This window comes from Peteryoungia rhizophila (assembly GCF_004912145.1).
Classification (GTDB): domain Bacteria; phylum Pseudomonadota; class Alphaproteobacteria; order Rhizobiales; family Rhizobiaceae; genus Allorhizobium; species Allorhizobium rhizophilum.
On sequence record NZ_STGT01000008.1, the window covers coordinates 149,551 to 172,473 of the forward strand.

Annotated in this window: 18 protein-coding genes; 12 read left to right on the plus strand and 6 right to left on the minus strand. The window is 60.6% G+C overall.

Going from position 1 to position 22,923, the window contains the following annotated elements; all coding sequences use genetic code 11:
* Positions 1 to 89: 89 nt before the first annotated feature.
* Positions 90 to 437, plus strand: coding sequence for a thiol-disulfide oxidoreductase DCC family protein (locus E9677_RS24095; RefSeq protein WP_136560603.1), 348 nt, complete (start codon positions 90 to 92; stop codon positions 435 to 437).
* Between the two features lie 26 nt (positions 438 to 463).
* Here E9677_RS24095 and bcsN read toward each other — a convergent pair whose 3' ends face one another.
* The 4 genes from bcsN to bcsA are packed head-to-tail and all read right to left on the minus strand — an operon-like array spanning position 464 to position 7,830.
* Positions 464 to 1,261 (minus strand): cellulose biosynthesis protein BcsN, encoded by a 798-nt coding sequence (gene bcsN / locus E9677_RS24100; protein WP_136560604.1) that lies wholly within the window; start codon positions 1,259 to 1,261, stop codon positions 464 to 466.
* The gene (locus tag E9677_RS24105; protein ID WP_136560605.1) at positions 1,258 to 3,309 is read right to left on the minus strand and encodes a tetratricopeptide repeat protein; all 2,052 of its coding nucleotides are present in this window, start codon (positions 3,307 to 3,309) and stop codon (positions 1,258 to 1,260) included. Before E9677_RS24105 ends, bcsN begins: the two co-directional genes overlap by 4 nt.
* Entirely contained in the window at positions 3,306 to 5,588 is a 2,283-nt protein-coding gene (locus E9677_RS24110) for a cellulose biosynthesis cyclic di-GMP-binding regulatory protein BcsB (protein WP_168801334.1), read from the minus strand. The genes E9677_RS24105 and E9677_RS24110 overlap by 4 nt, the downstream gene beginning before the upstream one ends.
* Positions 5,581 to 7,830 (minus strand): UDP-forming cellulose synthase catalytic subunit, encoded by a 2,250-nt coding sequence (gene bcsA / locus E9677_RS24115; protein WP_168801335.1) that lies wholly within the window; start codon positions 7,828 to 7,830, stop codon positions 5,581 to 5,583. The genes E9677_RS24110 and bcsA overlap by 8 nt, the downstream gene beginning before the upstream one ends.
* Before the next feature lie 479 nt (positions 7,831 to 8,309).
* On the opposite strand from bcsA, the gene E9677_RS24120 reads away from it, so the two are divergent.
* The 9 genes from E9677_RS24120 (at position 8,310) to E9677_RS25335 (ending at position 18,393) form a co-directional block, all read left to right on the plus strand.
* Complete coding sequence (locus E9677_RS24120; protein WP_136560607.1) at positions 8,310 to 8,570, plus strand: DUF4212 domain-containing protein; 261 nt, start codon at positions 8,310 to 8,312, stop codon at positions 8,568 to 8,570.
* Between the two features lie 12 nt (positions 8,571 to 8,582).
* Positions 8,583 to 10,349: a sodium:solute symporter family protein gene (locus E9677_RS24125; RefSeq protein WP_136560608.1), complete on the plus strand. Its 1,767-nt coding sequence runs from the start codon at positions 8,583 to 8,585 to the stop codon at positions 10,347 to 10,349.
* Between the two features lie 87 nt (positions 10,350 to 10,436).
* Positions 10,437 to 12,263 (plus strand): DUF294 nucleotidyltransferase-like domain-containing protein, encoded by a 1,827-nt coding sequence (locus E9677_RS24130; protein ID WP_136560609.1) that lies wholly within the window; start codon positions 10,437 to 10,439, stop codon positions 12,261 to 12,263.
* Positions 12,264 to 12,274: 11 nt separating this feature from the next.
* On the plus strand, positions 12,275 to 12,796 hold the full coding sequence (locus tag E9677_RS24135; protein ID WP_136560610.1) for a hypothetical protein: 522 nt from the start codon (positions 12,275 to 12,277) through the stop codon (positions 12,794 to 12,796).
* Positions 12,797 to 12,803: 7 nt separating this feature from the next.
* Positions 12,804 to 14,873: a 3'-5' exonuclease gene (locus tag E9677_RS24140; RefSeq protein WP_136560611.1), complete on the plus strand. Its 2,070-nt coding sequence runs from the start codon at positions 12,804 to 12,806 to the stop codon at positions 14,871 to 14,873.
* A 249-nt stretch (positions 14,874 to 15,122) separates the two neighbouring features.
* Positions 15,123 to 16,067: a Bug family tripartite tricarboxylate transporter substrate binding protein gene (locus tag E9677_RS24145; protein ID WP_136560612.1), complete on the plus strand. Its 945-nt coding sequence runs from the start codon at positions 15,123 to 15,125 to the stop codon at positions 16,065 to 16,067.
* The gene (locus tag E9677_RS24150) at positions 16,064 to 16,558 is read left to right on the plus strand and encodes a tripartite tricarboxylate transporter TctB family protein (protein WP_136560613.1); all 495 of its coding nucleotides are present in this window, start codon (positions 16,064 to 16,066) and stop codon (positions 16,556 to 16,558) included. The genes E9677_RS24145 and E9677_RS24150 overlap by 4 nt, the downstream gene beginning before the upstream one ends.
* A gap of 10 nt (positions 16,559 to 16,568) precedes the next feature.
* Positions 16,569 to 18,086 carry a tripartite tricarboxylate transporter permease gene (locus E9677_RS24155; RefSeq protein WP_136560614.1) on the plus strand — a complete coding sequence of 506 codons (1,518 nt, stop codon included), beginning with the start codon at positions 16,569 to 16,571 and terminating at the stop codon, positions 18,084 to 18,086.
* A 142-nt stretch (positions 18,087 to 18,228) separates the two neighbouring features.
* On the plus strand, positions 18,229 to 18,393 hold the full coding sequence (locus tag E9677_RS25335; protein WP_168801337.1) for a hypothetical protein: 165 nt from the start codon (positions 18,229 to 18,231) through the stop codon (positions 18,391 to 18,393).
* Positions 18,394 to 18,518: 125 nt separating this feature from the next.
* On the opposite strand, the gene E9677_RS24160 is transcribed toward E9677_RS25335, so the two are convergent.
* Complete coding sequence (locus E9677_RS24160) at positions 18,519 to 20,399, minus strand: sensor histidine kinase (protein ID WP_235883091.1); 1,881 nt, start codon at positions 20,397 to 20,399, stop codon at positions 18,519 to 18,521.
* 213 nt (positions 20,400 to 20,612) lie between these two features.
* On the opposite strand from E9677_RS24160, the gene E9677_RS24165 reads away from it, so the two are divergent.
* Positions 20,613 to 21,740: a PAS domain-containing protein gene (locus E9677_RS24165; protein WP_136560615.1), complete on the plus strand. Its 1,128-nt coding sequence runs from the start codon at positions 20,613 to 20,615 to the stop codon at positions 21,738 to 21,740.
* A complete protein-coding gene (locus E9677_RS24170; RefSeq protein WP_136560616.1) occupies positions 21,737 to 22,147 on the plus strand; it encodes a response regulator in 411 nt (136 codons plus the stop codon). The genes E9677_RS24165 and E9677_RS24170 overlap by 4 nt, the downstream gene beginning before the upstream one ends.
* 61 nt (positions 22,148 to 22,208) lie before the next feature.
* Here the strand turns inward: E9677_RS24170 and E9677_RS24175 are convergent, their stop codons facing one another.
* Positions 22,209 to 22,883, minus strand: coding sequence for a BA14K family protein (locus tag E9677_RS24175; RefSeq protein WP_136560639.1), 675 nt, complete (start codon positions 22,881 to 22,883; stop codon positions 22,209 to 22,211).
* Between the last annotated feature and the right edge of the window lie 40 nt (positions 22,884 to 22,923).

Consider the following 22,923-nt stretch of genomic DNA (forward strand, 5'->3'; position numbering starts at 1 on the left):
TTTCATCGCGACGCGAAGACGCATTGTCGATGCGCCTGCACAGCCCCAAATATCAATCGCGTCTAAACTTCAACGATGGAAAGCCGATCATGAACCCTGAGGTCACTGTCTGGTTCGACAGCAGTTGTCCGCTGTGCCAGCGGGAGATTGCATTGATGCGCCGCCTCGACCGGCGCGGGGCGATCCTATTCGTGGATGTCTGCGATCCGTCGACGGGCTGCCCTCTCGATCGTGCCGAGATTCTCTCGCGCTTTCACGCGGAGGAAAAAGGCAGGCTTCTGTCCGGCGCACCAGCCTTCGCCGCCATGTGGCGGGCCATTCCCTTGCTGCGCCCGCTTGGTGTAGTCGCCGGCTGGGCACCCCTCACACCGGTCTTCGAGGCAGCCTATCGCGGTTTCCTGCGCGTCCGGCCTCGGCTCCAGCGGTTGTTTCGCTAAGATCAGCGAGGCGGACGCGGGTCCTGTCACTCAGGCATCGGGATTGCCGCGGCTGTCGAAGGCGGTGTTTCTTCGGCTGAGACTTCTGCCGGCGCAGTTTGGTCCCGAGCCGGTTCGATGCGCGAAATGAAGGCTGTCGCCCTCGGGGGTGCTTTGTCGGTCTCCGGCGCCGAATAGGCATAGGTGGATGTTGTCTGGTGGAGCGATCCCAGTACCGGGCCTACTTGTGCGCCTGCACCACCACCCAACGTCAGGCCACCGAGAAGGTCTGCCAGTATCTCCTGTCCGATCTCGGGGTGACAATAGCGGAGGCGGATCGTGACCGGCTCTGCGAGATCGAAGGCGGCATTCTTATCGAGGGCCTGCCAGGCATAGACGCAGCCGCCGTCATTGCCGAGTTTTCCGGTCGCCGTTCCATAGGGTCCATAGCTGTTGCGTCGGATGACGGGGTCGATGCCCATACGAATGCCAGGAAAATCGGTCTGCAGCGCCTGGGCGATCTCGTTCCGGCTTGGCCCCCGTTGCCCATCTCGTTTTGCTGCCGATGCTGTAATGAGGGTCAGCCTGTTATCGCCAGGCACCGTCGTCCTGTTGGCATAGACGATATCCTGCCTGGTTCCACCGTTACTCATGGTCTGCCGCACACTGAGCGGTGCTTCGCCAAGGCCGGTGAGGCTTGCGCGGGCCAGATGAACCGGCAGCTCGCGATTGCCGGTTTGAGCTGTACCCGCAGCCGACGTCATGCCGTCGAGAAAGGGATCTTCGACGGTGTTGCAGCCGTGAAGCGCGAGAAACCCCAGGAAAAGGAGACTTGATGTCTTCATCGGGTGATCCCCATCCGCTCGTTGATCGCTGCGATGCCGCGGCTGTTGGCCGGATCGGCCATCACCTGGTTGAGCTGGGCGAAGATCGCACGAGACTGTGCGAGATTGCCGAGGTGGTAGTGGCTCCATGCCCGCATCTGACTGATGCCGACCGGTTCGGACGTCAGTTGGAGGCGGGCGTTCAGCGCCTCAAGGGTCTGACGGTACTGCTTGCGGTCGAAGGCCGTCCGTGCCTTCTGCCACAGGAGTTCGGCCCGGAGTTCGCGTTCGCGCAACGGTGTGACGCTCTGCTGCATCAGCAGGGCTTCGGCATCGTCGGTCAGGTTGGCGCGGAGAAGCGTCAGGCCCAGGCCATAGGCCGCATCATCCGCCTTACCGCCGCCGCGGGACAAGCCATCCGTGAAGGCCTGGCGGGCTTCGGCCAGATGATTGAGCCCAAGCAGGCACCAGCCCTTGGACACCTGGACGTCAGGTCTGAGCGGCCCCTTTGCTTCGAGCTTTCTCAGGTCGGCAATACAGGCGCCATAATCCTTCTTCTGCAGGCTGGAGAGATAGCGTGCTTCGACGCCGCTCGGAGCGTCCACCGCTTTGCCGCTCTTGCCCCGAGGCTCGGTTGCAGACTTGAGCTCGGCAAAGATGCTGGCATAGGCTTCCCCGTGTCTTTTGCGGAGTTCGCTGACCTCTGTCTTTTCGCCGAGCCGCGTCAGTGAGAGGAGCATTCCCTTGAGGCTGTCTCCCTCCGGCTGCCAGTCGAAGGCCTTTGCAAACCAGGCCCTGGCCGGCTCGAACTGACGTGAATTGTAGGCGTACCAGCCGAGAAGGCGCGCATGGTCTGCCGATTCCGTCTTCTGAATGGCTTCCGAATAGCGGGCGACGACACTGTCTTCGATTTTCGCCTTTCCTTCGCCCTTGAAAGCGAACGACAATTGGTCGGCGACAAATGCGTCTTCCGCATTCAGAAGATCCATATGCTTCGACACGAGGGCAAAGGCTTCCCCCTCCTTCGACAGATGAGCAAGACTAAGCGCGAGTCCTCGGACAGCTTCCGCCGTCGGACGATCCGCCATCAGCCGTTCGAACCAGGCGGCTGCCTCCTTCGGCTGCTCGATCTTCAGGAGATACCATCCCATCAGCGCGAGGTCCTCGGGGGATCCCTCGGTTTCCGCAACCTGTCTGACCGTGGATAGGATCCCGTCACCGGGGCGAGGTGCGCCCGGGACGCTCGCGGCATAATCCCCGATCTCCCTTCGCATCAGGTCGAGTTGCAGACCTTCCATGCCGAGTGAGAGGTCGGGATCGGCCGACAGGACCTGCATGGCTTCGCGAAGGTCCGCGGCCGGAACGTCTTCGATCGCCTTCTGCAAGGTCGTGAGCACGAGCTCATTGGAGAATGCCTTGTCTTGCCCGCGAAACAGGATGCCGCGGTAGACGTCTGTCAGGGCGTCGCGCATGTCGTTCGCCCTGCAGGCGTCGATCATCATCCACAGCAGATCGATCTCGGTTTCCTGCATCGGATCGAGGCCAGCGCCAATTCTCACGATCGTCGTGAAATCCTTGTTGGCATGGGCCTCTGTGATCGCGATGCGCAGCTTGCGGCGTTCGAGCTTTACGCGAAAATCGTCGGACGGCTCCCAGCCTGGATTGGCAGCCGCGATCCGGCTGACCTCCTGGTCGATCCCGGCATAGTCGTCACGCTCGTACAGTTGCCAAAGGCTGCTTTCATCCACCTTGTTTCCGGCTTCCGGGGCATAGAGATCTGCGGGAAGGGCGAAGTCGGGAAATTTCACTGCCAGGCGACGTGTTTCCGCCTCGACCCGATCGGCCTCGCCGTTCCTCGCATAATAATAGAGTGCGGCAAGATCGACGCTATCGGGTCCTGACCCGATTTCCGGCGTCGAAGCCTCGTTCACCGCTTCCGTCGATGGTGGCGCCATGGTCGAAGCGGCCTGACGAACGACCAGCGGCGTCGCCGTGAGCGGCATGGCCAAGAAGAATGTGTTGAGGATGGTGCCGGCACACAGGACGGCAACTCTGCTGTTCTTTTTCATTCGACTGTCCTCACGCCCTTGCGCGGCACCATATAGCCAACCCACCAGCCGAACCCGCCCATCAGAAGGACGACGAGAGCGACATAGACCAAGAAATTGTCCGAGAGCCATGCAGCGGCGAGGCGTCTGAGATTGGCGGGGCTCGTATCGGTGATCGGGAAAAAGCTGTAGGCCTGGGGCTTGCGGTTGACGAGTTCCAGATCGGAGCGGCGGATGACGGATTCCTCGCCCTCGAGTGCCGTCCACGTTCCGGGCCTCGTCAGAGCGGCCACGCCCAGAGACAGTGATGTCTCGTCGGCCGCGCTTACGACTGTCCAGACTGCATCACCTTCCGGCACTTGAGACTGCCGCACGCTGATCAGGCGGTCCTGCATCTCGATGTGCACATCGTCGCCGATCTCCCTGTAGGTCAGCCAACGGTTTACCGTGGTGGCGGCTGCGGACAGCCACGCCGTGATCCGCCTCTTCGCGGACAGTTTTTCCTCATCCAGCTTCGTCTCCACCTGAAAAGCGTTCAGGAGTGCCTCGGAGTCCGACGACGGACCTGTATCGCCAATTGAGGCCGTGACCAGTTCATCGGTCGCCGGCATGTGCAGGCGATGTCCCTTGGGGACTGTCAATGCAGCGCTTTGTGCAGCGCCTCCATCGGCGTTCACGACCAGAATGTTCCCTGTCGTTTTTGCCGGATCCGGGCGACCGATCTTCAACTCGACAGGCAAGGGGTGGCCTGCCGAAATCGCCATGCGTGCGAGGACGGTCAGGGCCGAGCCCAGGCGTGCCGGGGTCGGGGCGTCGACATAGATGTCGAAGGCGCCGGAGCCTGCAAAGGGGAAGGACTTGCCGGCAAAGGCAGCCAGATCCGGCAGGCGTCCGGCCCGTGCCAATGGCGGGATCGTGACGGTCGTCTCCTGCAGCATCAGGAAACGGGAGCGGCTTTCGTCGCGTGCCGCCGGATCGCAGGCGAGATCGCTTGCCGTCGGCAGTTCGGCAAGGATGCGGACATGATTGACGCCGGGATGGAAGGCGCGAAGCGGCAATTCGAGGGGTTTGTCCTCCAGCCTCACGCCTTCCGGATCGTGGAGCATCTGGCTGGCTGCTGCACGTTCATTGACGCGGACAAGGATCTGGGTGCCTGCAGCGAGGCCGGGTGCCGTCGCTGCATTCAGATGCAGATCGACCGTTGCATAGTCGCCCGGGTAGAAGTCTGCCGGCATCACGACGTCGAAACTCGTCTGGAACAGGCGTCCCGAAAACGGCGACGTCTTGTAACCCACCCCGGAAAGTTCGTGTGTGCCCGGCTCCGAGCCGTCCACGATGCTGCGCGAGGCCGCCAGCTTATTCGCCCGGATGAGAGGCTGAAGCGGACCGTTCACGGCCGCCAGCAGCAATGCCTGGGTCTCAGCCTGGCCAGAGGCGCGCATCGTGACGGCATAACGCCCGGCATCATTCCGGCGCACAGAAAGACCGCGTGGCGCCCCGGCCAGTGCATCCTGCGAAGCCTGAGGTAGTTCGGCATTGTCCAGGTCTCCGACATGGAGGTCGATACCCGGTCCTGTACCCTCCAGTTCGCCGACGGTGACGACGATATCGTTGCGTCCGAGGATCAGAGCGAGCGTCTGCATGAGTGCGAGACTATCCCGGAGGGCTAGGCGTGCCGTCTCCGGTTTTGCAATCAGGCGGATCTCGGTTGCTGCATCTCCATTGCGGCCGACCGAAAGCAGGCTCGCGAGATCGCCATCCTTTGCCGCGACCAGGGCCACGAAGCCGCTCACGAGGGGATCGAACTGGCTCCACAATTCGTAGGTCGCATCGATGCTGCAATCGATGCGGTGATGTTGGCGAGCGCGGATCCGAACACTGTTCCAGCCTGCGACGAGGTCATTGGCTGCGACCGGCAAGTCATGGGTTGTCGGACCGTGCGGCGAGCGGATCGGGAAGCTCGAGAGCGGCTTGCCGTTCAGTTCGACGTCGACGGTGCCGTCATCGGGAAGCACCGAGACCGCATTCGTATAGCTGAGGCGCAGCGCGCCGCCCGTCGCTGCCTGGTCGGGCGACAGGTAGAAGGTGAGCTCACGGACGGCATCTTCGCCCTCCAGCCGCATCTCGCTCCCCGACTGGCGAAACGACACCAGTTGGGATTGGCCGCGAGACATCGGTGTGGTTGCGCTGGTGGACGTCGTCGCTGGCGTCAAGTCGTTCGCGACCGTCGAAAGGTTCGGTGCCGCCAGCAGCAGTATGGTTGCTGTGGAGAATAGAACGGTCAGATTTCGCTTACGCATATGCCGTTCCTCTCTGCGTAGCCGACACGGCGGCGGGGGTGTCCAGGCGCATGGTGGGAGCATGGATGACCATCGGTGCATCCGGATGGGAGACTTCCGTGGTTTCCTGCACCAGACGGAGCGCATAGCTGAAGGCGCGCAGCGTCTCGGTCATTGTCCACATGGCAAACCGGATCGTGCCGATGAAGAAGCCCTTGTGCTTCTGGACACGGTTCCACCGATCCTGCAGCGGCTGCTGGTCGCAATACATCATCTCGGCAATGGCGACGAAGGTCTCGGGCGTTCGTTCGGCGAAGGCGAAGCCGAAGTTTGTCTCGTCAGGGCGCCGGATCACGCTTCTGCAGATCAGCGGGACCTCCATGCTGCGCCCGTGGCGACGCACTTCGATGACGGCCTCATTCCCCTTGTCGATCCCGTCGACCGGTTTGCCATCGATGAACTGGAGAGCAAGGCCACCGCTCGAGACATCACCGATGATAACTGCGTATCCCGTGCCGCCGAGGTGCAGGATAGCGTGGCGGCGCACGTTGAGACGCTGGTTGCGCCGACGCTCCCGGCGCTCGGAGACTGATCCCAAGGCTGCCCCAGCCACACCCATGTTGATGATGTTCCAGCCGGCGACGATCAGCAGCAGCTCCGACGGCATGGCCTCGGTGGTGTAGCGCCAGATGGCGTAGCAGGTGGCAGCAAACAGCAGGAAGAAGATCAGGAAATAGGGCCGGGCGAGGGGAGACAGCTTGCTCTCGTCGAGTGTCTGTCCCTTCGAGGTGACATTGAAGGTCGGCTTGCGCGGATTGCGCACGACGCTGAGGATCGCGCCGAAGAGCATGACCGACTGCACATATTCATAGAGTTCCGACACCCAGGGCCAACGGACGCGACCGAAAAGGTAGCTTTGCATGGCGAAGGACGAGATGAGGTAGGTGACCGAATAGCAGACGAATTCGGTGATGTTGGCTTCGAAGATCTGCAGCGAGAAGAAGATGTAGAGCAACGGCGAGAACATGAATGTCAGCCGTGTCAGCGGAAAGAGCCAGAAGAGGTTTGTGCCGGCGTAGCAGATACGCTGCGCCGTGGTCAGGCCGCGTTGCAGGAAGGGACGGTTGAGTGTCAGGATCTGCAGCATGCCCTGCGCCCAACGGACGCGCTGGCCGATGAAGGAGACCAGGGTTTCAGGCTGCAGGCCGGCAATCAGGGGCTTATCGACATAGAGGCTGTGCCAGCCGCGGCAATGCAGCGCGAGCGCGCTTTCGCAATCCTCGGTGATCGATTGCCCGGAAAAGCCGTCGGTTTCCTTCAGGGCCTTGCGGCGCAGCACGGCTGCGGAACCGCAGAAGAAGGAGGCGTTCCACTTGTCCAAGCCGCGCTGCACGACGGAATAGAACATCTCGTTTTCCGACGGCATCTTGCCGAAGGTCTGGAGATTCTTTTCCAGCGGGTCGGGATTGAGGAAATAGTGGGGGGTCTGAACCAGGAAGAGCTTCTCGTCATCCGCGAAATAGCCGACCGTTTCGTTGAGGAATTCGCGCACAGGCGCGTGGTCGGCATCGAAAACGACGACCAGTTCGCCTGAGGATATTCCGAGCCCTGCATTGAGGTTGCCGGCCTTGGCATGGCTGTTTTCCGCACGGGCGTGGTAGCGCACGCCTAAGGCTGCGGCGAGCCCCTGCAGTTCGTCCCGGCGGCGACGGGCGGCGATCGCGGCGCGTGGATCGGACTGATTGCATTTGGCATCGGTGCCGCCGTCATCCAGAAGATAGACGGTCAGTTTGTCGGCCGGATAGTTCATCGATTTCGCGGCCGCGAGTGTCAGCGCCAGCAGGTCTGCCGATTCGTTATAGGATGGCACGAAGACATCGACCGTTGGCTTCTCGCTGTCCTGCAGGCGTGGCGCGGGCTTTCGCTGAAGGGGATCGGCAACAATGAAGAAATTGATCGCCAGCATCACGAGGCAGTACATTTCTGCCGCGTAGAGGATGATACCAGGAATGAAGTTCAACGGTTCGTGGATATCCGGCAGTGTCTCCGTTGTGCGCCAGAAGGCATAGCGGAGCGCGAGGACCGCGGAGAACACGAAGGTCATCAGACGGAAAGTCTTGTTCTGCGGGCGCATCATGAACAGGAGCATCAGCCCCAGAATGGCCAGGCTCAGAACGAGTTGCGCCTGAAGGCTGATTGGAAGCCACAGCAGGAACACACCAAGAAGACCCGCAAAGATCGCGGGCAACGCAACGCACATCATGTGCCAAACCCCATGTTTCACCCTACCGCAGCTTCATCTGCGGCGATCCCCCAAAAGGAACACCCGGCAAATAGGGGGTTATTTCTTAGCAAATTGCTAAGGTGTACGGGCTGTTCAGTGGCGAAAATCCGCGATTCTGACATTGTTGAGGTCAGGCTAAGACTATGATTTTAAACATTATTATTTAGCGGAATATCCGCGTTTTCGGATGGATGAATTTATAAAAGTCCTAAGCCTGATCTAATCGACATGGTTGACGTCGTCTTAAGATGTGGCGCCCGCGCTCCCTACCGCTTCACAACGGCACAGCATGTTGTGGGCAACGGACCGCCCTGCGACTAACGGAGAATGTACGATCTGCAGCGGATTCGTTACTCCTAGACAATTGTCTATTCCGCCTTGGGACAAGGATTGGCGGAAAAGACGTGGAGGAAGAGGCGTCCCGGGGGACGTCTCGTCGAGGAAAGGGAGGAGCACTCGTGACGGACAAAACTTCGTCCAACGCTTATTGGTCAGCGAACGTTCGCATCATCTACATCTGCTTGGCGATCTGGGCCGTCGTATCCTACGGGTTCGGCATCCTGCTTCGCCCCGCTCTATCGGGTATCGCCGTCGGTGGAACCGATCTGGGCTTCTGGTTCGCCCAGCAAGGTTCGATCGTTGTCTTCATCGTTCTGATTTTCGGCTACGCGATTTACATGAACAAGATCGACCGCGAATTCGGCGTCGATGAGCAGTAAGGCGGACCAATAATGGATCAGTATACACTCAATCTGCTGATCGTAGGCGCGTCGTTCGCGCTTTACGTCGGCATCGCCATCTGGGCTCGTGCCGGGACCACGGCCGAGTTCTACGCCGCAAACCGTGGCGTCAACCCGGTCTTGAACGGCATGGCCACTGCTGCTGACTGGATGTCGGCGGCTTCCTTCATCTCTATGGCCGGCCTGATCGCCACCGTCGGCTATGGCAACTCGACCTACCTCATGGGTTGGACCGGCGGCTACGTGCTGCTCGCACTTCTGCTCGCGCCTTATCTGCGCAAGTTCGGCAAGTACACGGTTCCGCAGTTCATCGGCGACCGCTTCTACAGCCAGGGTGCTCGCCTCACGGCTGTCGTCTGCCTGATTGTCATCTCGGTGACCTACGTTATCGGTCAGATGACGGGTGCCGGCGTCGCCTTCTCGCGCTTCCTGGAAGTAAACGTCTCGACCGGTCTGTGGATCGCGTCTGCCGTCGTTTTCTGCTACGCCGTTCTCGGCGGGATGAAGGGCATCACCTACACGCAGGTCGCGCAGTACATCGTCCTGATCATCGCCTACACCATCCCGGCGATCTTCATCTCGTTGCAGCTTACCGGCAATCCGATCCCGTGGTTCGGCCTCTTTGGTACGCATACGGAATCTGCACTGCCTCTGTTGCAGAAACTGGACCAGGTCGTCACCGACCTCGGCTTCAACGCCTACACCGCTCAAGGCTCCATGCTGAACATGACCCTGTTCACGCTGTCGCTGATGATCGGTACAGCTGGTCTGCCGCACGTCATCATCCGCTTCTTCACAGTTCCGAAGGTGTCTGATGCGCGTTGGTCTGCCGGTTGGGCACTGGTCTTCATCGCGCTGCTCTATCTGACGGCTCCGGCTGTCGGCGCCATGGCACGCCTCAACATCATCAGCACGATCTATCCGGGTGGCACACAGCAGGAAGCCGTTCTTTACGACGAGCGCCCCGACTGGATGCGCAACTGGGAAGTGACGGGGCTCCTGCAGTTCGAGGACAAGAATGGCGACGGTCGCATCCAGTATTACAACGATGGTGCTGCAGGCTTCACCGATACTGCCACGCAGCGTGGCTGGACCGGTAACGAGCTGACGATCAACAACGACATCCTCGTTCTTGCCAATCCGGAAATTGCACAGCTTCCGGGCTGGGTGATCGCCCTCATCGCCGCTGGCGGTCTCGCAGCCGCTCTATCGACTGCTGCCGGCCTGTTGCTCGCGATCTCGTCTGCGATCAGCCACGATCTGATCAAGGACTTCCTGAAGCCGGACATTTCTGAAAAGTCCGAACTTCTGGCGGCCCGTATCGCCATGGCAGGCGCAATTCTGGTTGCAACTCTGCTGGGCCTCAACCCGCCAGGCTTTGCCGCTCAGACCGTTGCACTCGCCTTCGGTCTTGCGGCTGCGACGATCTTCCCGGCTTTGATGATGGGCATCTTCTCGAAGCGCATCAACTCGGTCGGCGCCACGCTCGGCATGATCGTCGGCCTCGTGGTCACCTGCTTGTACCTGTTCACCTATCTGGGCTGGTTCTTCGTCGCAGGTACCAACATGCTTGAAAACGTTCCGGCCAATTACATCTTCGGCATCCCGCCGACGGCGTTCGGCCCGATCGGTGCGCTGCTCAACTTCGCCACGGCATACATCGTGTCGATGATGACCCAGGCTCCGCCGAAGCATGTACAGGACCTCGTCGAATCCATCCGCGTTCCGCGCGGCGCGGGTCAGGCGACCGGTCACTGATAGAGACTTATCGGGAGGGGCGGCACAGTCGCCCCTCCTGTCCCTCAAACAACCAAGGCGCCCAGGGCGCTCATGAGGGGGAAGCACATGGTCCAGACACATTCCGACGTGCTGGCTTTTCTCGAGACCGTCCATCCGTATGACAGTCTCCCGAAGGACGAGATCGAACGGGTCTCCACCCGGTTTCAAGAAATTTCCTTTTCGACTGGTGCTGAAATCTATCACCGCGGCAATCCTTTGCCGGGCATTTATCTCATCATGGACGGCGCAGTCGAAATCATGGATGCCACCAATACGGTGGTCTCTGAACTTGCACCGCGCAACTCCTTCGGCGAGCGCGGCCTCCTGGGCGACGGGTTTGCGGCCACCACGGCCACGGCGCGCAGTGCCTGCACGCTTCTGATCCTGCCGAAAGACGAATTTCATCGGTTGATGCAGGAGCAGCCGGTCTTTTCCCGGTTCTTCACGCGCGGCCGATTTGCCGACAGTCGTCGCGGCGACATGACGATCCAGAAGGTCAGCGAACTGATGTCGCGGCCGCCGATCATCTGCTCTCCCGCCGATACCGTCCGGGCTGCCGCGGCGCTCATGCGGGAGCGGCATGTGTCCAGCCTCGGCGTGGTCGAGAATGGACGGTTTCAGGGCATTCTGACGACCCGTGACCTGACGGCGCGGGTGCTCGCGGAGGGACTTGATCCCGAGACGACACCGGTATCGGCCGTCATGACGCCGGATCCCGTCGGATTGCCCGGTGAAGCCCTCGGTTCGGACATCCTGCATTTGATGCTGGAGCGTCGCGTCGGTCATCTTCCGGTCGTCGAAGGTGACCGGCTGATCGGCATGATCACGCAGACAGATCTCATTCGCTTCCACGCAATCAGTTCGGCCCAGCTGATCCGTGATATCGCCCAGGCGGATCGTGCCGAGGACATGCAGGCAATCACCGCGCGTATCCCGCAACTGCTGGTCCAGCTCGTCGGCAGCAACAATGCGCATGAGGTCGTGACCCGCCTGATCACCGACATTGCCGACAGTGTGACACGGCGCCTGATCATGCTTGCCGAGCGCGAGCTCGGGCCGCCGCCGGTACCCTATGTCTGGCTTGCCTGCGGCAGCCAGGGGCGGCAGGAACAAAGCGGTGTCAGCGATCAGGACAATTGCATCTTCATCGAGGACGGCGTCGAGCCGGAGGAGATGCCGTGGTACCAGCAGCTCGCTGCCAAGGTGAGCAGGGGGCTCGATATCTGCGGGTACTTCTATTGCCCTGGGGACATGATGGCGAGCAATCCGCGCTGGTGTCAGCCAGTCTCGGTCTGGCGCAGCTATTTCCGCGACTGGATCCACAAGCCGGATCCGACCGCGCAGATGCTGGCGAGCGTCATGTTCGATCTCCGGCCGATCTGCGGTGCGTCCTCGCTCTATCAGGATCTTCAGGCGGAGACTCTGGCAGAGGCGAGCCGTAACTCGATCTTCACCGCTCACATGATCAGCAACTCCTTGAAGCATGCGCCGCCGCTCGGCCTGCTCCGTGGCTTTGCGACCATCCGCAGCGGTGAGCATCGCAACCAGATCGACATGAAGCACAACGGTGTCGTTCCGGTGGTGGATCTCGGGCGGGTCTACGCCTTGATGGGCAAGCTCGCTCCGGTCAACACGCGCGCGCGCCTGCTCGCGGCGGAGGAAGCGGGTATCATCTCCGGCGCTGGAGCCCGCGATCTGATCGCGGCCTATGACCTGATCGCGGACATGCGGCTGCGCAATCAGGTTCGCCAGGTGCGTGAGGGCAAAAAGCCGGATAACTTCCTGGCGCCTTATGATTTCGGAGATTTCGAGCGCTCACATCTGCGCGACGCCTTCGTTGTCGTGAGAACCATGCAATCGGCGCTCGCCAATGGCGGACGGGCGCCCGTCTAGAGGAATGAAGAATGCTGTTTGAGTTGATCGCGGCGGTTGTTGCCGGTGTTGCCCTGGCCGGAGTGGCGATGCTGCTGCGCTGGTTGAGCCGTGGCCTGTTGCCGAAATGGATCGTGCCTGTCTTCGCCGGTCTTGGCATGTTGAGCTATTCGATCTGGAGCGAATACAGCTGGTTCGATCGCATGAATTTGGCTCTGCCGGGCATTGCCGTCTCGTGGAAGAATGAAGAGACGGCCTTCTGGCGACCCTGGTCCTACATCGAACCCGTCACGACACGTTTCACGGCAGTCGATCTGAAAACGGTACAGCGGAATCCGGCCCAGCCTGGCCTAGTCATAGTCGACATCCTGCTCGCGGCACGCTGGCAACCGGTGACGCCGGTCAAAGTGGTCTACGATTGCCAGAATACGCGGCGCGCGGATCTCCACGATGCCAGCATCAGCATTGCCGATGACGGGAGCCTGGTGGGTGCCGAATGGATTAATGTCGGAGCAGACGATGCTGCCTTAAAAATCGCATGTGCGAGCGGGTGAGGGAGAGATGACAAGGATCAGCTTGCGCGGACGTATCCTGCTATTCTTCGTGGCATTGGCTGCCGGGACTGTCCTGGCGCTGGCTGCGGGGCTTTGGTTCGGCTACCACCGCGAAGGCCGTCCGGACATGCTCAATGCCTTCATCCAAAGTGCGATCGCCGCCGGCTTTCTGATCCTCGCGCTGATCACCTGGGTCTGGTATCTCTTCGATACACATCTCGCGCGGCCGATCGACAACGTCGCGTCTGCGATGCGGGCTCGTGCGCATGCCGACGTTGCGCATGATATCGAGACCAAGGACGCGCGCTACCTGGGTGATCTGGCAGCTGCCGCTTCCGCCACCGCGACCACGCTTGCCCAGACCCGCGGCGCTCTGGCTGAGCAGGTTCAACGCGAGACGACACGCCTCTCCTCTGACAAGAACAAGCTCGAACAGTTGCTGGCGGATGTCCCCCCTGCTGTTCTCCTCTGCACGGGCCGGCATCATCTGGTCTTCTACAACGGTGTGGCGCAGCAGTTTCTGGCCGGATCCCAGCGTCCGGTTTGCCTCGATCGCAACATCTTCGACTATCTGAGCGAAGGTCCCATTCGCGACGCCCATCACCGCTTGATCGAGGGGGGCGATCCCGATGCCGTGGTCGAGTTCATCTGTCTCAGCCCCTGTGGACGTCGCCGGCTTGCGGGCCGCATGCGCCTCGCCGGCGACAACGGCGGCGACCATGCGGCCTATGTGATGACGCTTCGCGATGTTACGACGGAGGTCGAGGCCTATGCACGGCGGGATGCGTTGCTGGGCGACGTATTCCTGCAGGTTCGCCCGGCTTTGTCGGATCTGCGACGCGCCGCCGAGTCACCGGAGCAGCCGGATGTGGGGGGTGCCCCTGTCATCCCGCAACTGCAGGCTCTGGATCGGCTGCTCGCCGAACTCGAAGCGCGTTTCGAGACTTGTCGCTCCGATGGCTGGCCGATGGCCGCCACTGATGCGCGCGAGCTCGCGGGGCAACTGCGCCGAGCGCTCGAAGGTCAAGGGTTCACGCTTGACATCGACGTCGTCGAGCTTGCCGTGCGATGCAATGCGTTCGATATCGTCAACCTGCTGTCTCACCTCATCTCGCATATTCACGGGGTAACCTCCGCCACGCAATACCGTCTTGTCATATCAGACGCTGGAGCCGCTGCAGACGTCGCTGTTTCCTGGGTCGGTTCGACGATCCAGCCCGAGGCACTGGACGCCTGGCTCGGCGAAGCGGTCTTTGAGGGTGGAATGACCTGCGATTCGATCCTAAAGGCTCATGGCAATGTTCTCGTCGTCGATTGCGCAGGCGATTTGCCGTCGATATCGACGCGGTTGCACCCAGTCGAGCGACTTCGTCCAGTTGCCGCAGACCTCTCCCGGCATGTTGTCTACGACTTCGACCTGCTGTCACGCCTGCATTACGAGAAGATCTCGGATGCACGGCTCGATGCCCTGACCTATGTCGTCTTCGACACGGAAACGACCGGCCTGCTGCCCGAGCAGGGCGACGAAATCGTCCAAATTGCAGCCGTTCGCATCGTGAACGGAAAGCGCGTTAAGAACGAGATCTTCAATCTGCTCGTCAATCCGGGGCGGCCCATTCCGCCGTCATCCTCCGCCATTCATGGGGTGACCGATGCGATGGTTGCAGACGCCGTCAGCGTTCAGGAGGCCGTGCGGCAGTTTCATCGCTTTGCCGAGGGGGCCGTTCTCGTGGCGCATAATGCACCTTTCGATATGGAATTTCTTTCCCGTCGCGAAAGGGAACTGGGGCTTCGCTTCCTCAATCCGATCCTCGACACGGTGCTGGTCTCGGCCACGGCCTTTGGTCGCGCCGAGACCCATACGCTCGATGCTCTCGCCGAAAGGCTCGGTGTCTCCATCGATGAGGATGACAGGCACACCGCCTTGGGTGATGCCATCGCCACGGCCGACGTCTTCATCAAGTTGAAGGACATGCTGACCGGCCGCGGCCTGTCGCGCTTCGGTGACGTTCTGGCCAGTCTTCGCAGCCACCAGAGGCTGGTTCGCGACCTCAACGACCAGGCCCGGGTCTCATAAAACGTAAGTCATCACTAACGATTTCTTTCCGGATATTCCAACTTGAGAGCAAAGCCTCTCTGCGATGACAGGTGGGTGACAGGTTCTGCTGCTAGGCGTATTGTCACATCGTTCCGTGGAGGCGGGGCAGATGGGACATGGGAGGAGCAGGCAAAGCCTGAAGCGGTACTATCCGCAGTGAGCGAACCTGCGTTCTCCCCACAGATCAGTTGCAAGCGGCAAGAGCCGCATTGATGGTGGAGGACTATCTTGAAACACTTTTTCCTGGCATCTATTCTCGCAGGCGCACTGGCCCTTCCGGCCGCTGCTGCCGATTACACGATCATGGCTCCGGCAGCGCCTGGCGGCGGCTGGGACCAGACGGCCCGATCGCTGCAGCAAGTGATGCAGGCTGAAGGCATTTCCGGCAATGTTCAGGTGGTGAACGTACCCGGCGCCGGTGGCACGATCGGTATCGCTCAGTTCGCCAGCCAGCAGAAGGGCAACCCGAACGCCCTGATCGTCGGTGGTTACGTCATGGTCGGCGCGATCCTGACGAACCAGTCGCCGGTTACCCTCGCCGATGTCACGCCGATCGCACGCCTGACCGGCGAGTACGAAGCGATCGTCGTTCCTACCAATTCCGAAATCCAGAATATCGGTCAGCTTGTCGAGATGCTGAAGGCTGATCCGGGTTCCGTTTCCTGGGCCGGTGGCTCGGCCGGTGGTACCGACCACATCGGTGCAGGCCTCATCGCCAAGGCGGCCGGCGTTGATCCGACCAAGATCAACTACATCGCCTATTCGGGCGGTGGTGAAGCGCTTGCTGCCATCCTCGGTGGCCAGGTCACCGTCGGCATTTCCAGCTACGGTGAATTCCAGGCCCAGGTTGCTGCCGGCACCCTGCGTCTCCTCGCCGTCTCCAGCGCCGAGCGTATCGAAGGTGCCGATGCTCCGACGCTCAAGGAAAGCGGTCTCGATGTCGTGCTGCAGAACTGGCGAATGGTTGCGGCCGCTCCGGGCCTGACCGACGAGCAGAAGGCTGCTGTTACGGCTGACATCGAAAAGCTTGCCAAGTCTGCTGGCTGGCAGGAGACGCTGAAGACCAAGAACTGGCAGGACACCTACCTCGTCGGCGATGCCTTTGAAGAGCAGCTCGCCAAGGACATTGCTGCCACCGAGGCGATCCTCAAAGACATCGGTCTCGTGAAATGAGCATGGAAGAGCGTTCTTCCGAACATCGTACGCGCCGCCCTGATTGGGCGGCGCTGGCCATCGCCGTGGTGCTTGCCGCGATTGCAGGCCTGATCTTCTACGATGTCGCTCGTCTGCAGGGCGGCAATCTCTATTCGGGCATTGGCCCTGCCACCGTGCCGAAGGGTATCGCCGCTTGTCTTATCGGTCTTGCCGTCTGGACGGTATTTGCCGCTATGCGCCGGGATTTCCCCGAGAGGGAGCATCAAGAGCTTCCGCCGATTCTGTTCATCGTCGCGGGGCTTGCCGCGCAGATGTTGCTTTTGAAGACAGCCGGATTTTCGCTCGCTACCGGCGTCCTGTTCGCATTGACAGCGGCCGGGTTCGGGAAAAAGCAGTTCTGGATCTCGCTTCCGGCGGGTATCGCTCTCTCCTTCGTCGTGTGGATCATCTTCGCGCGCTTCCTGCAATTGTCCTTGCCGGCCGGCCCGCTCGAACGGCTGTTTTTCTGAGGGGAACCCCGTGGATACGTTTGCTTTCCTTCTCGACGGGCTGCTGATTGCAGCGCAGCCGATCAACCTCTTTTATGCCCTGATCGGCGTGACGCTCGGAACGCTCGTCGGCGTCCTGCCCGGTATCGGACCTGCGCTGACTGTCGCGCTTCTGCTTCCTGTCACTTACCAGCTCGATCCTGCGGGGTCGCTGATCATGTTCGCCGGCATCTATTACGGCGGCATGTATGGCGGTTCGACGACATCGATCCTGCTGAACACGCCCGGCGAGAGCGCCTCGATCGTCACGGCACTCGAAGGCAACAAGATGGCCCGAGCCGGGCGCGGTGGACCGGCGCTTGCGACAGCGGCGATCGGCTCCTTCGTCGCAGGATTGATTGCGACTCTCGCGCTCGCCTTCATCGCGCCGTTTGTCGTCAAGTTCGCACTGTCCTTCGGACCACGAGAATATTTCGCCCTCATGATACTGGCCTTCGTGACGGTCTCGGCGGCTTTCGGGGATTCCACGCTCCGCGGTCTGACTGCTCTCTTCATTGGTCTTGCCTTTTCTATCGTCGGGATCGACCAGTTGACCGGCCAAACCCGCCTGAGCTTCGGCGTGCCGGACCTTCTCGACGGACTGGAAGTTACGACGCTCGCCGTCGCCATGTTCGCAATCGGGGAGACACTGTATGTCGCCGCGCAAGGCGCTCGGGCGCCTGAAAAGGTAGAGGCGGTGCGCGGTTCGCTGTGGATGAACAAATCGGATTGGAAGCGCTCCTGGATGCCCTGGCTCCGCGGCACGGCGATCGGTTTTCCGATCGGCGCGATGCCAGCTGGCGGTGCCGACGTGTCGAGCTTCCTCTCCTATTCTACGGAAAAGAGCTTTTCCAAGCACCCGGAAGAGTTCGGTCACGGCGCTATCGAAGGGGTTGCTGGTCCGGAGGCTGCCAACAACGCTTCGGCTGCCGGTACGCTCGTTCCTCTGCTGACGCTCGGCCTGCCGACGACGGCGACAGCAGCGATCATGCTCGCCGGCTTCCAGCAGTTCGGCCTCCAGCCGGGACCGTTGCTGTTCGCCACCAATCCGCAGCTCGTCTGGGGCCTCATCGCCTCGCTGCTGATCGCGAATTTCATGCTGCTGGTGCTGAACCTGCCTCTGATCGGTCTCTGGGTGCGTCTCCTGACCATTCCGAAGCCGTGGCTCTATGCCGGCATCCTGGTCTTTGCGACACTCGGGACGATAGGTGCCAATCCGTCCGTGTTCGAGCTCGGACTGCTGCTCACCTTTGGTGTGCTGGGCTACATCATGCGCGTCTTCGGTTATCCGATCGCGCCTGTGATCGTTGGACTGATCCTGGGTCCGATGGCCGAACAGCAGCTTCGTCGTGCATTGTCGATCAGCCAGGGTGATCCCACGGTTCTGATTACCTCGCCGATTGCGGCTTTGCTGCTTGCACTCGCAGCCATCGCGCTCATTGTCCCGCTGATCCTTCGGGCGCGGGGCAAGGGGCAGGTCCTGGCACAGGTCGCTGCCACCGAGGACTGAGGGGTAACCATGTCTTCGGCCGATGCAGGACTTCGTTAAGTCGACCTGCATCGGCTGCATGGCTGGCTTGATTTTCCGTCCATTGTATTTGTAACTCCGGAGGACCATCTTCTGCTTGCAAACAAAGAAAGCGAGCAAAGAAATGTCTAGCCTCCGCAAGTCCGTCCAGCAAGGTTTCCTCGGTCGTGCGATCGCCGTCATCGGCGCAGCAAGCTCCGCAGCGGCCGCTGTCGAGGGACACCGTCGTCCGAAGGATCACCACCTGAAGGCGCTCGGCATCAACCCGGCTGATTTTCCGCGTTACTGATCCAGACAGGGTTCACTTATCGGGCGCTCCTCGGGCGCCCTCCAAGACGATCGAACGGGCCGAGAGGCCCGTTTTGCGTTTCGTTCATCGAGTGGAATAGCCTTTGGGGATCGGGGCTCATCGCCTTATGTGTTCAGACGATCGCTTGCAGCCGTCAATGCGATGTTCACACCATTTGGCAACCACTGGAAATCGATGCTGCCGCCCAGTTGATGGGTTGCGCTTGTGCGTGCGAGTTTGCTGCCAAAGCCTTCCATCGTCGGCGCGGTAATCTGCGACTGAGACCGCGCGACCATTTCTCGCCATTCCAGATTGAACGATGATCCGTCCATGTGCCATCTCACGTCGAGGCGGCCATCCGCATCTCGAAACGGTCCGTATTTGGCCGCGTTGGTGGCGAGCTCATGGAATATCAGGGCGAAGCTTGTCGATGCATGCGGACCGAGCTGAAGGTCAGGTCCGGCTAGCGAAAGCTGAACTGCCTGGTTGGCGACATGTGGCGAGAGGATTTCTTCGATCAGCAAGCGGAAAGCCACGGTTTCGCCGCGTTGCGAGCTGGAGCTGATGGCGGGCTGAATCAACTGGTGTGCCTTTGACAGAGCCTGCAACCGGCCATGCAGCGCCTGGGCCATCGCCGTCACCGACGGGGCGGAGCGGGCCGTCATCGTGATCATGCCGGCGGTGATTGCAAACAGGTTCTTGACCCGATGATTGAGCTCGCGCAGCAAGAGCTGGCGTTCTTCCTCGGCGACCTTGAGATCATGGATGTCGGTGCAGGTTCCATACCAGCGCGTGATCTCGCCCCTTTCGTCGCGCACACATTGGGCGCGCCCGATGACCCAGCGATAAGCGCCTGAGTGATGGAGCAGCCGGTATTCAACATGATACGGCTCACCTGTGGCGAGGCTGTGCTGCCATCTTTCCCAGGCTTCGGCCCGGTCGTCGGGGTGGAAAACTCTGTCCCATTCTGCCCCGTTCGTCAGCCCTTCCTGTACTCCGGTATATTCGTACCAACGTTGGTTGAAGTAATCATGATCACCATCGGGCAGGGTGGACCAGATCATCTGGTCAATAGAGTTGACGATGGCCTCGAAGCGTTGCTCGCTATCCCTCAAGGCGGCCATGGCCGTGGCTGCGTCGGTGACATCGGAAGCCTGTACGAAGATTCCAACCCGTTCGCCGGTGGTGCCCGTGATCGGCTGGAAAACGAAGTCGACATGGCGCCATTGACGTTCGCCGTCCGGAAGCAGGAATTCAATCGGGACTGCCTTGCCCTGGTAGGGCTCGCCACTCGAATAAACGCGATCGAGAATATCGACAAAGCCCTGCGCTTGCACTTCGGGTAATGCATGGGACACGCTCTTGCCGACAAGTCCGGTCCGCTGAACCAGCGCTTCGTAGGCCGGATTCACCAGTTTGAAAGTGTGGGACGAACCTTCGAGAATGGCGATTGCTGCTGGGGCTTGCGCGAAGAGCCGGCCCAGACGAGCGATCTCTTCCTGAGCTTCATGCCTGGCCCGCACCGCTGCCGTCGTCTCGTTGCCCTGGTTGAAAATGCCTACAATCTCACCGAATTCATCCCTGATGGCGGTGAAGCTGTAGTTCCAGTAGCTCTCCGTCTGAACGCCGTTCCGCACGATGGGCAGCATCTGATCGTAGGTGGACAGACCCTTGCCGGTCGCCATCACCTCTTCGAACTGTGGTCCGACCACTTCCCAGATGTCCGACCAGACTTCCGCCGCAGGTCTTCCGAGGGCCCACGGGTGGCGCTCTCCAGGAATGTGGGACCAACTGTCGTTGTAGAGCAAGCGCAGGTCCGGCCCCCAATAGATGGCAGTCGGGAAGCTCGAATTAAGACAGATTGAAAGGGCCGATCGAAGCGCAGCGGGCCATTCTTCCAACGGTCCTAGCCCGTCGGACCAGTCGCGATTGCGGATCAGCTCCGCCATCACTCCGCCATTCTTGAGAAAGCCGGGTGCGGCGTTTCGTTGCACGTCCGTGGACATCGTTTCCTGCTGCGTTGAGCTGCGCTTTTTCGGCTTTTGAAAGTGAGATAGGACAAACGCAGATGCAAGTCCATTCCCCTCGCTCAGGAGCCGGACCCCACCACCTTCCCGCTCGGCGTATTCATTCGCTACCCAAAAATCCGGGGGGCTGCGGTGGAACTTTTCCTGTTGTCACGTCATTTATCAACCGGCCTGATCCAGGACAGTGTGTGAATGACAGAACAGAAATCCTCGCAGCGGGGCGCACAAGACGCCGGCGACCGACTCCTCGCCTCGCATCTGGCGGAGGATCCCTTCCCAGCGGCCTTCAAGGCCACACGCATGCCCATGCTGATCACCGATCCACGGCAGCCGGACAACCCGATCATCTTCTGCAATCAGGCTTTCATGACGCTCACGGGCTACTCCGTCGACGAGCTGATCGGGCGCAATTGCCGCCTGCTGCAGGGGCCGGATACAGATCCTGAAGCTGTAAACCGGCTGCGCAGCGCTGTGGCGGCAGAGGAGGATGTGGCGCTGGATATCCTCAACTACCGAAAGGACGGAACATCCTTCTGGAACGCCCTGTTTGTCAGTCCCGTTCGCGATGTCGATGGGACCGTCATCTATTTCTTCGCATCACAGCTCGATTTCACGACCATCAAGAGCAAGGAACGCGAACTTGCCGAGGCCCGCAATTCGGCCGAGGAAGAAGTGGCCAAGCGAACGCATGACCTCTCGCAAGCCTTGAAAGCGCAGACGATCCTGGTCCATGAAGTCGACCATCGTGTGAAGAACAATCTGCTTACCATCGCCTCCATCGTGAAGCTGCAGGCGCGCATGTCGGAAAGCGAAGTGGTCAAGCGGACGCTCTTTTCCGTACTCAACCGTGTCGAGGCATTGAGCACAGTCCAGCGCAAACTTTTCACAAGCAGCGATTTGGGGCGTTTCGACGTCTCCGATTTCGCCAAGGATCTGATCGAGGATCTCGTCGGCGCCCTCAAGCGCGACGACATCCGTGTCGTAACCGATCTCTCCCCCGTCCTCGTGCCGGCCGTAAAGGCCTCACCGCTTGCGCTCATCATCAACGAGCTGGTGCTCGATGCCGTCCGTCGCGGTTTGAGCGACGGGGGTGGCGATATCTATCTGCAGGTGAAGCGAACGAATGGCCATTTTCTGATCCGCGTGACCGACACAACGACACCCGTATCGGTCAATCCGGAGGAAGATGCGTTTGGCAAGCTGATGCTTGAGACATGCAGCCGGCAACTGGGAGCCGAAATCCGTCGCGAGGTCGATGGCCATCGAACTGATGTGCTGGTCACCATGCTGGTCGAAGAGAAAAAGGATACGGACACTTGAAGATCATGATCGTTGAAGATGAGGCGCTGCTGGCCCTCGAGCTCGAACTCGAAGTGGAATCGGCTGGCCATGTCGTCGTCGGAACGGCGGCCTCGCGAAAGGCTGCCTTCGACATCATCGACGGAAGTGCTCCGGAATTCGCCTTCGTGGACGTGCACCTCAGCGATGGTCCATCCGGCATCGATATCGGCCGCCGCCTGGCGGAACGCAATATCCCCTTCGTGTTCGTAACGGGTAACATCAAGCGGATTCCCGAGGACTTCGTCGGCGCGATCGGCGCGATCGAAAAGCCCTATACGATGAACGGGCTACAGAATGCGCTGACTTACATCGCGGCAACGATCGATGGTCATGAGGCCTCCGCTCCAGCCGGTCTCATTCTCGCCGAGCAGGCTTCTGCGGTTTAAAGAAAACGCAGCGAAATGGGGAGCAGCGCATCGAGGGAGATGGCAGCTGTCACACGAAAGGCTAGAAGGACAAGATCTGGCACTGCCTGCGGGGACCGCCGCCGTAAGGCTGGTAAGAATTGTCTTCCACTCGGTATGAGCGGTAGCGCTCCATGCACGCCCGAATGTTCTGCATCCCAGATGCGTCGGGACCAATTTCGTTTCGATCGTTGCTGACGGTGACCAGGCTGCCTTCGCCCTGGTCCATGTCAGCCGCGGGGTTCACTTGGTGGGGCGACGCGCAGTCGCGCAATTCCCCGCTGAAGCCGCGATATGTGTTGTCGACGGGATCATAGGAACGATAACGCGTCGCACACCAGGCGACATGCTCAGGCGGCAGGGCCGCAAGGCCCATGTCGGCCAGATCATCGGTAACGGAGCCGGTGGCGGCCAGATCGATACCGCCGACGCGTGAGCCGGAGTCGGATTGCTCGGTCTCAAGCGTCGCCACCATTTCGGCCGCCTTCGGCTCTGTCATCACAACATGGCTGGCATAACGCGGGGGCAAACGCTCCAAATTCTGCTCGGTGCGATCGATGCGAACCGGTTCAGACGTCCACAAATCGGCAATGTCGAGGCCGGTGAATTGGTGCTGTTCTTCCTCCGGTGAAAAGGCAGCGGAAGCGACCACCACGCCGCCGATTACCATCCCGACCGAGAGGGCTGATGCTGCAAGCAGTTCCAGAACGGGTTTCATCGGGATCTCCCTCTGTCATGTAATGACAGGAGAATGTAAA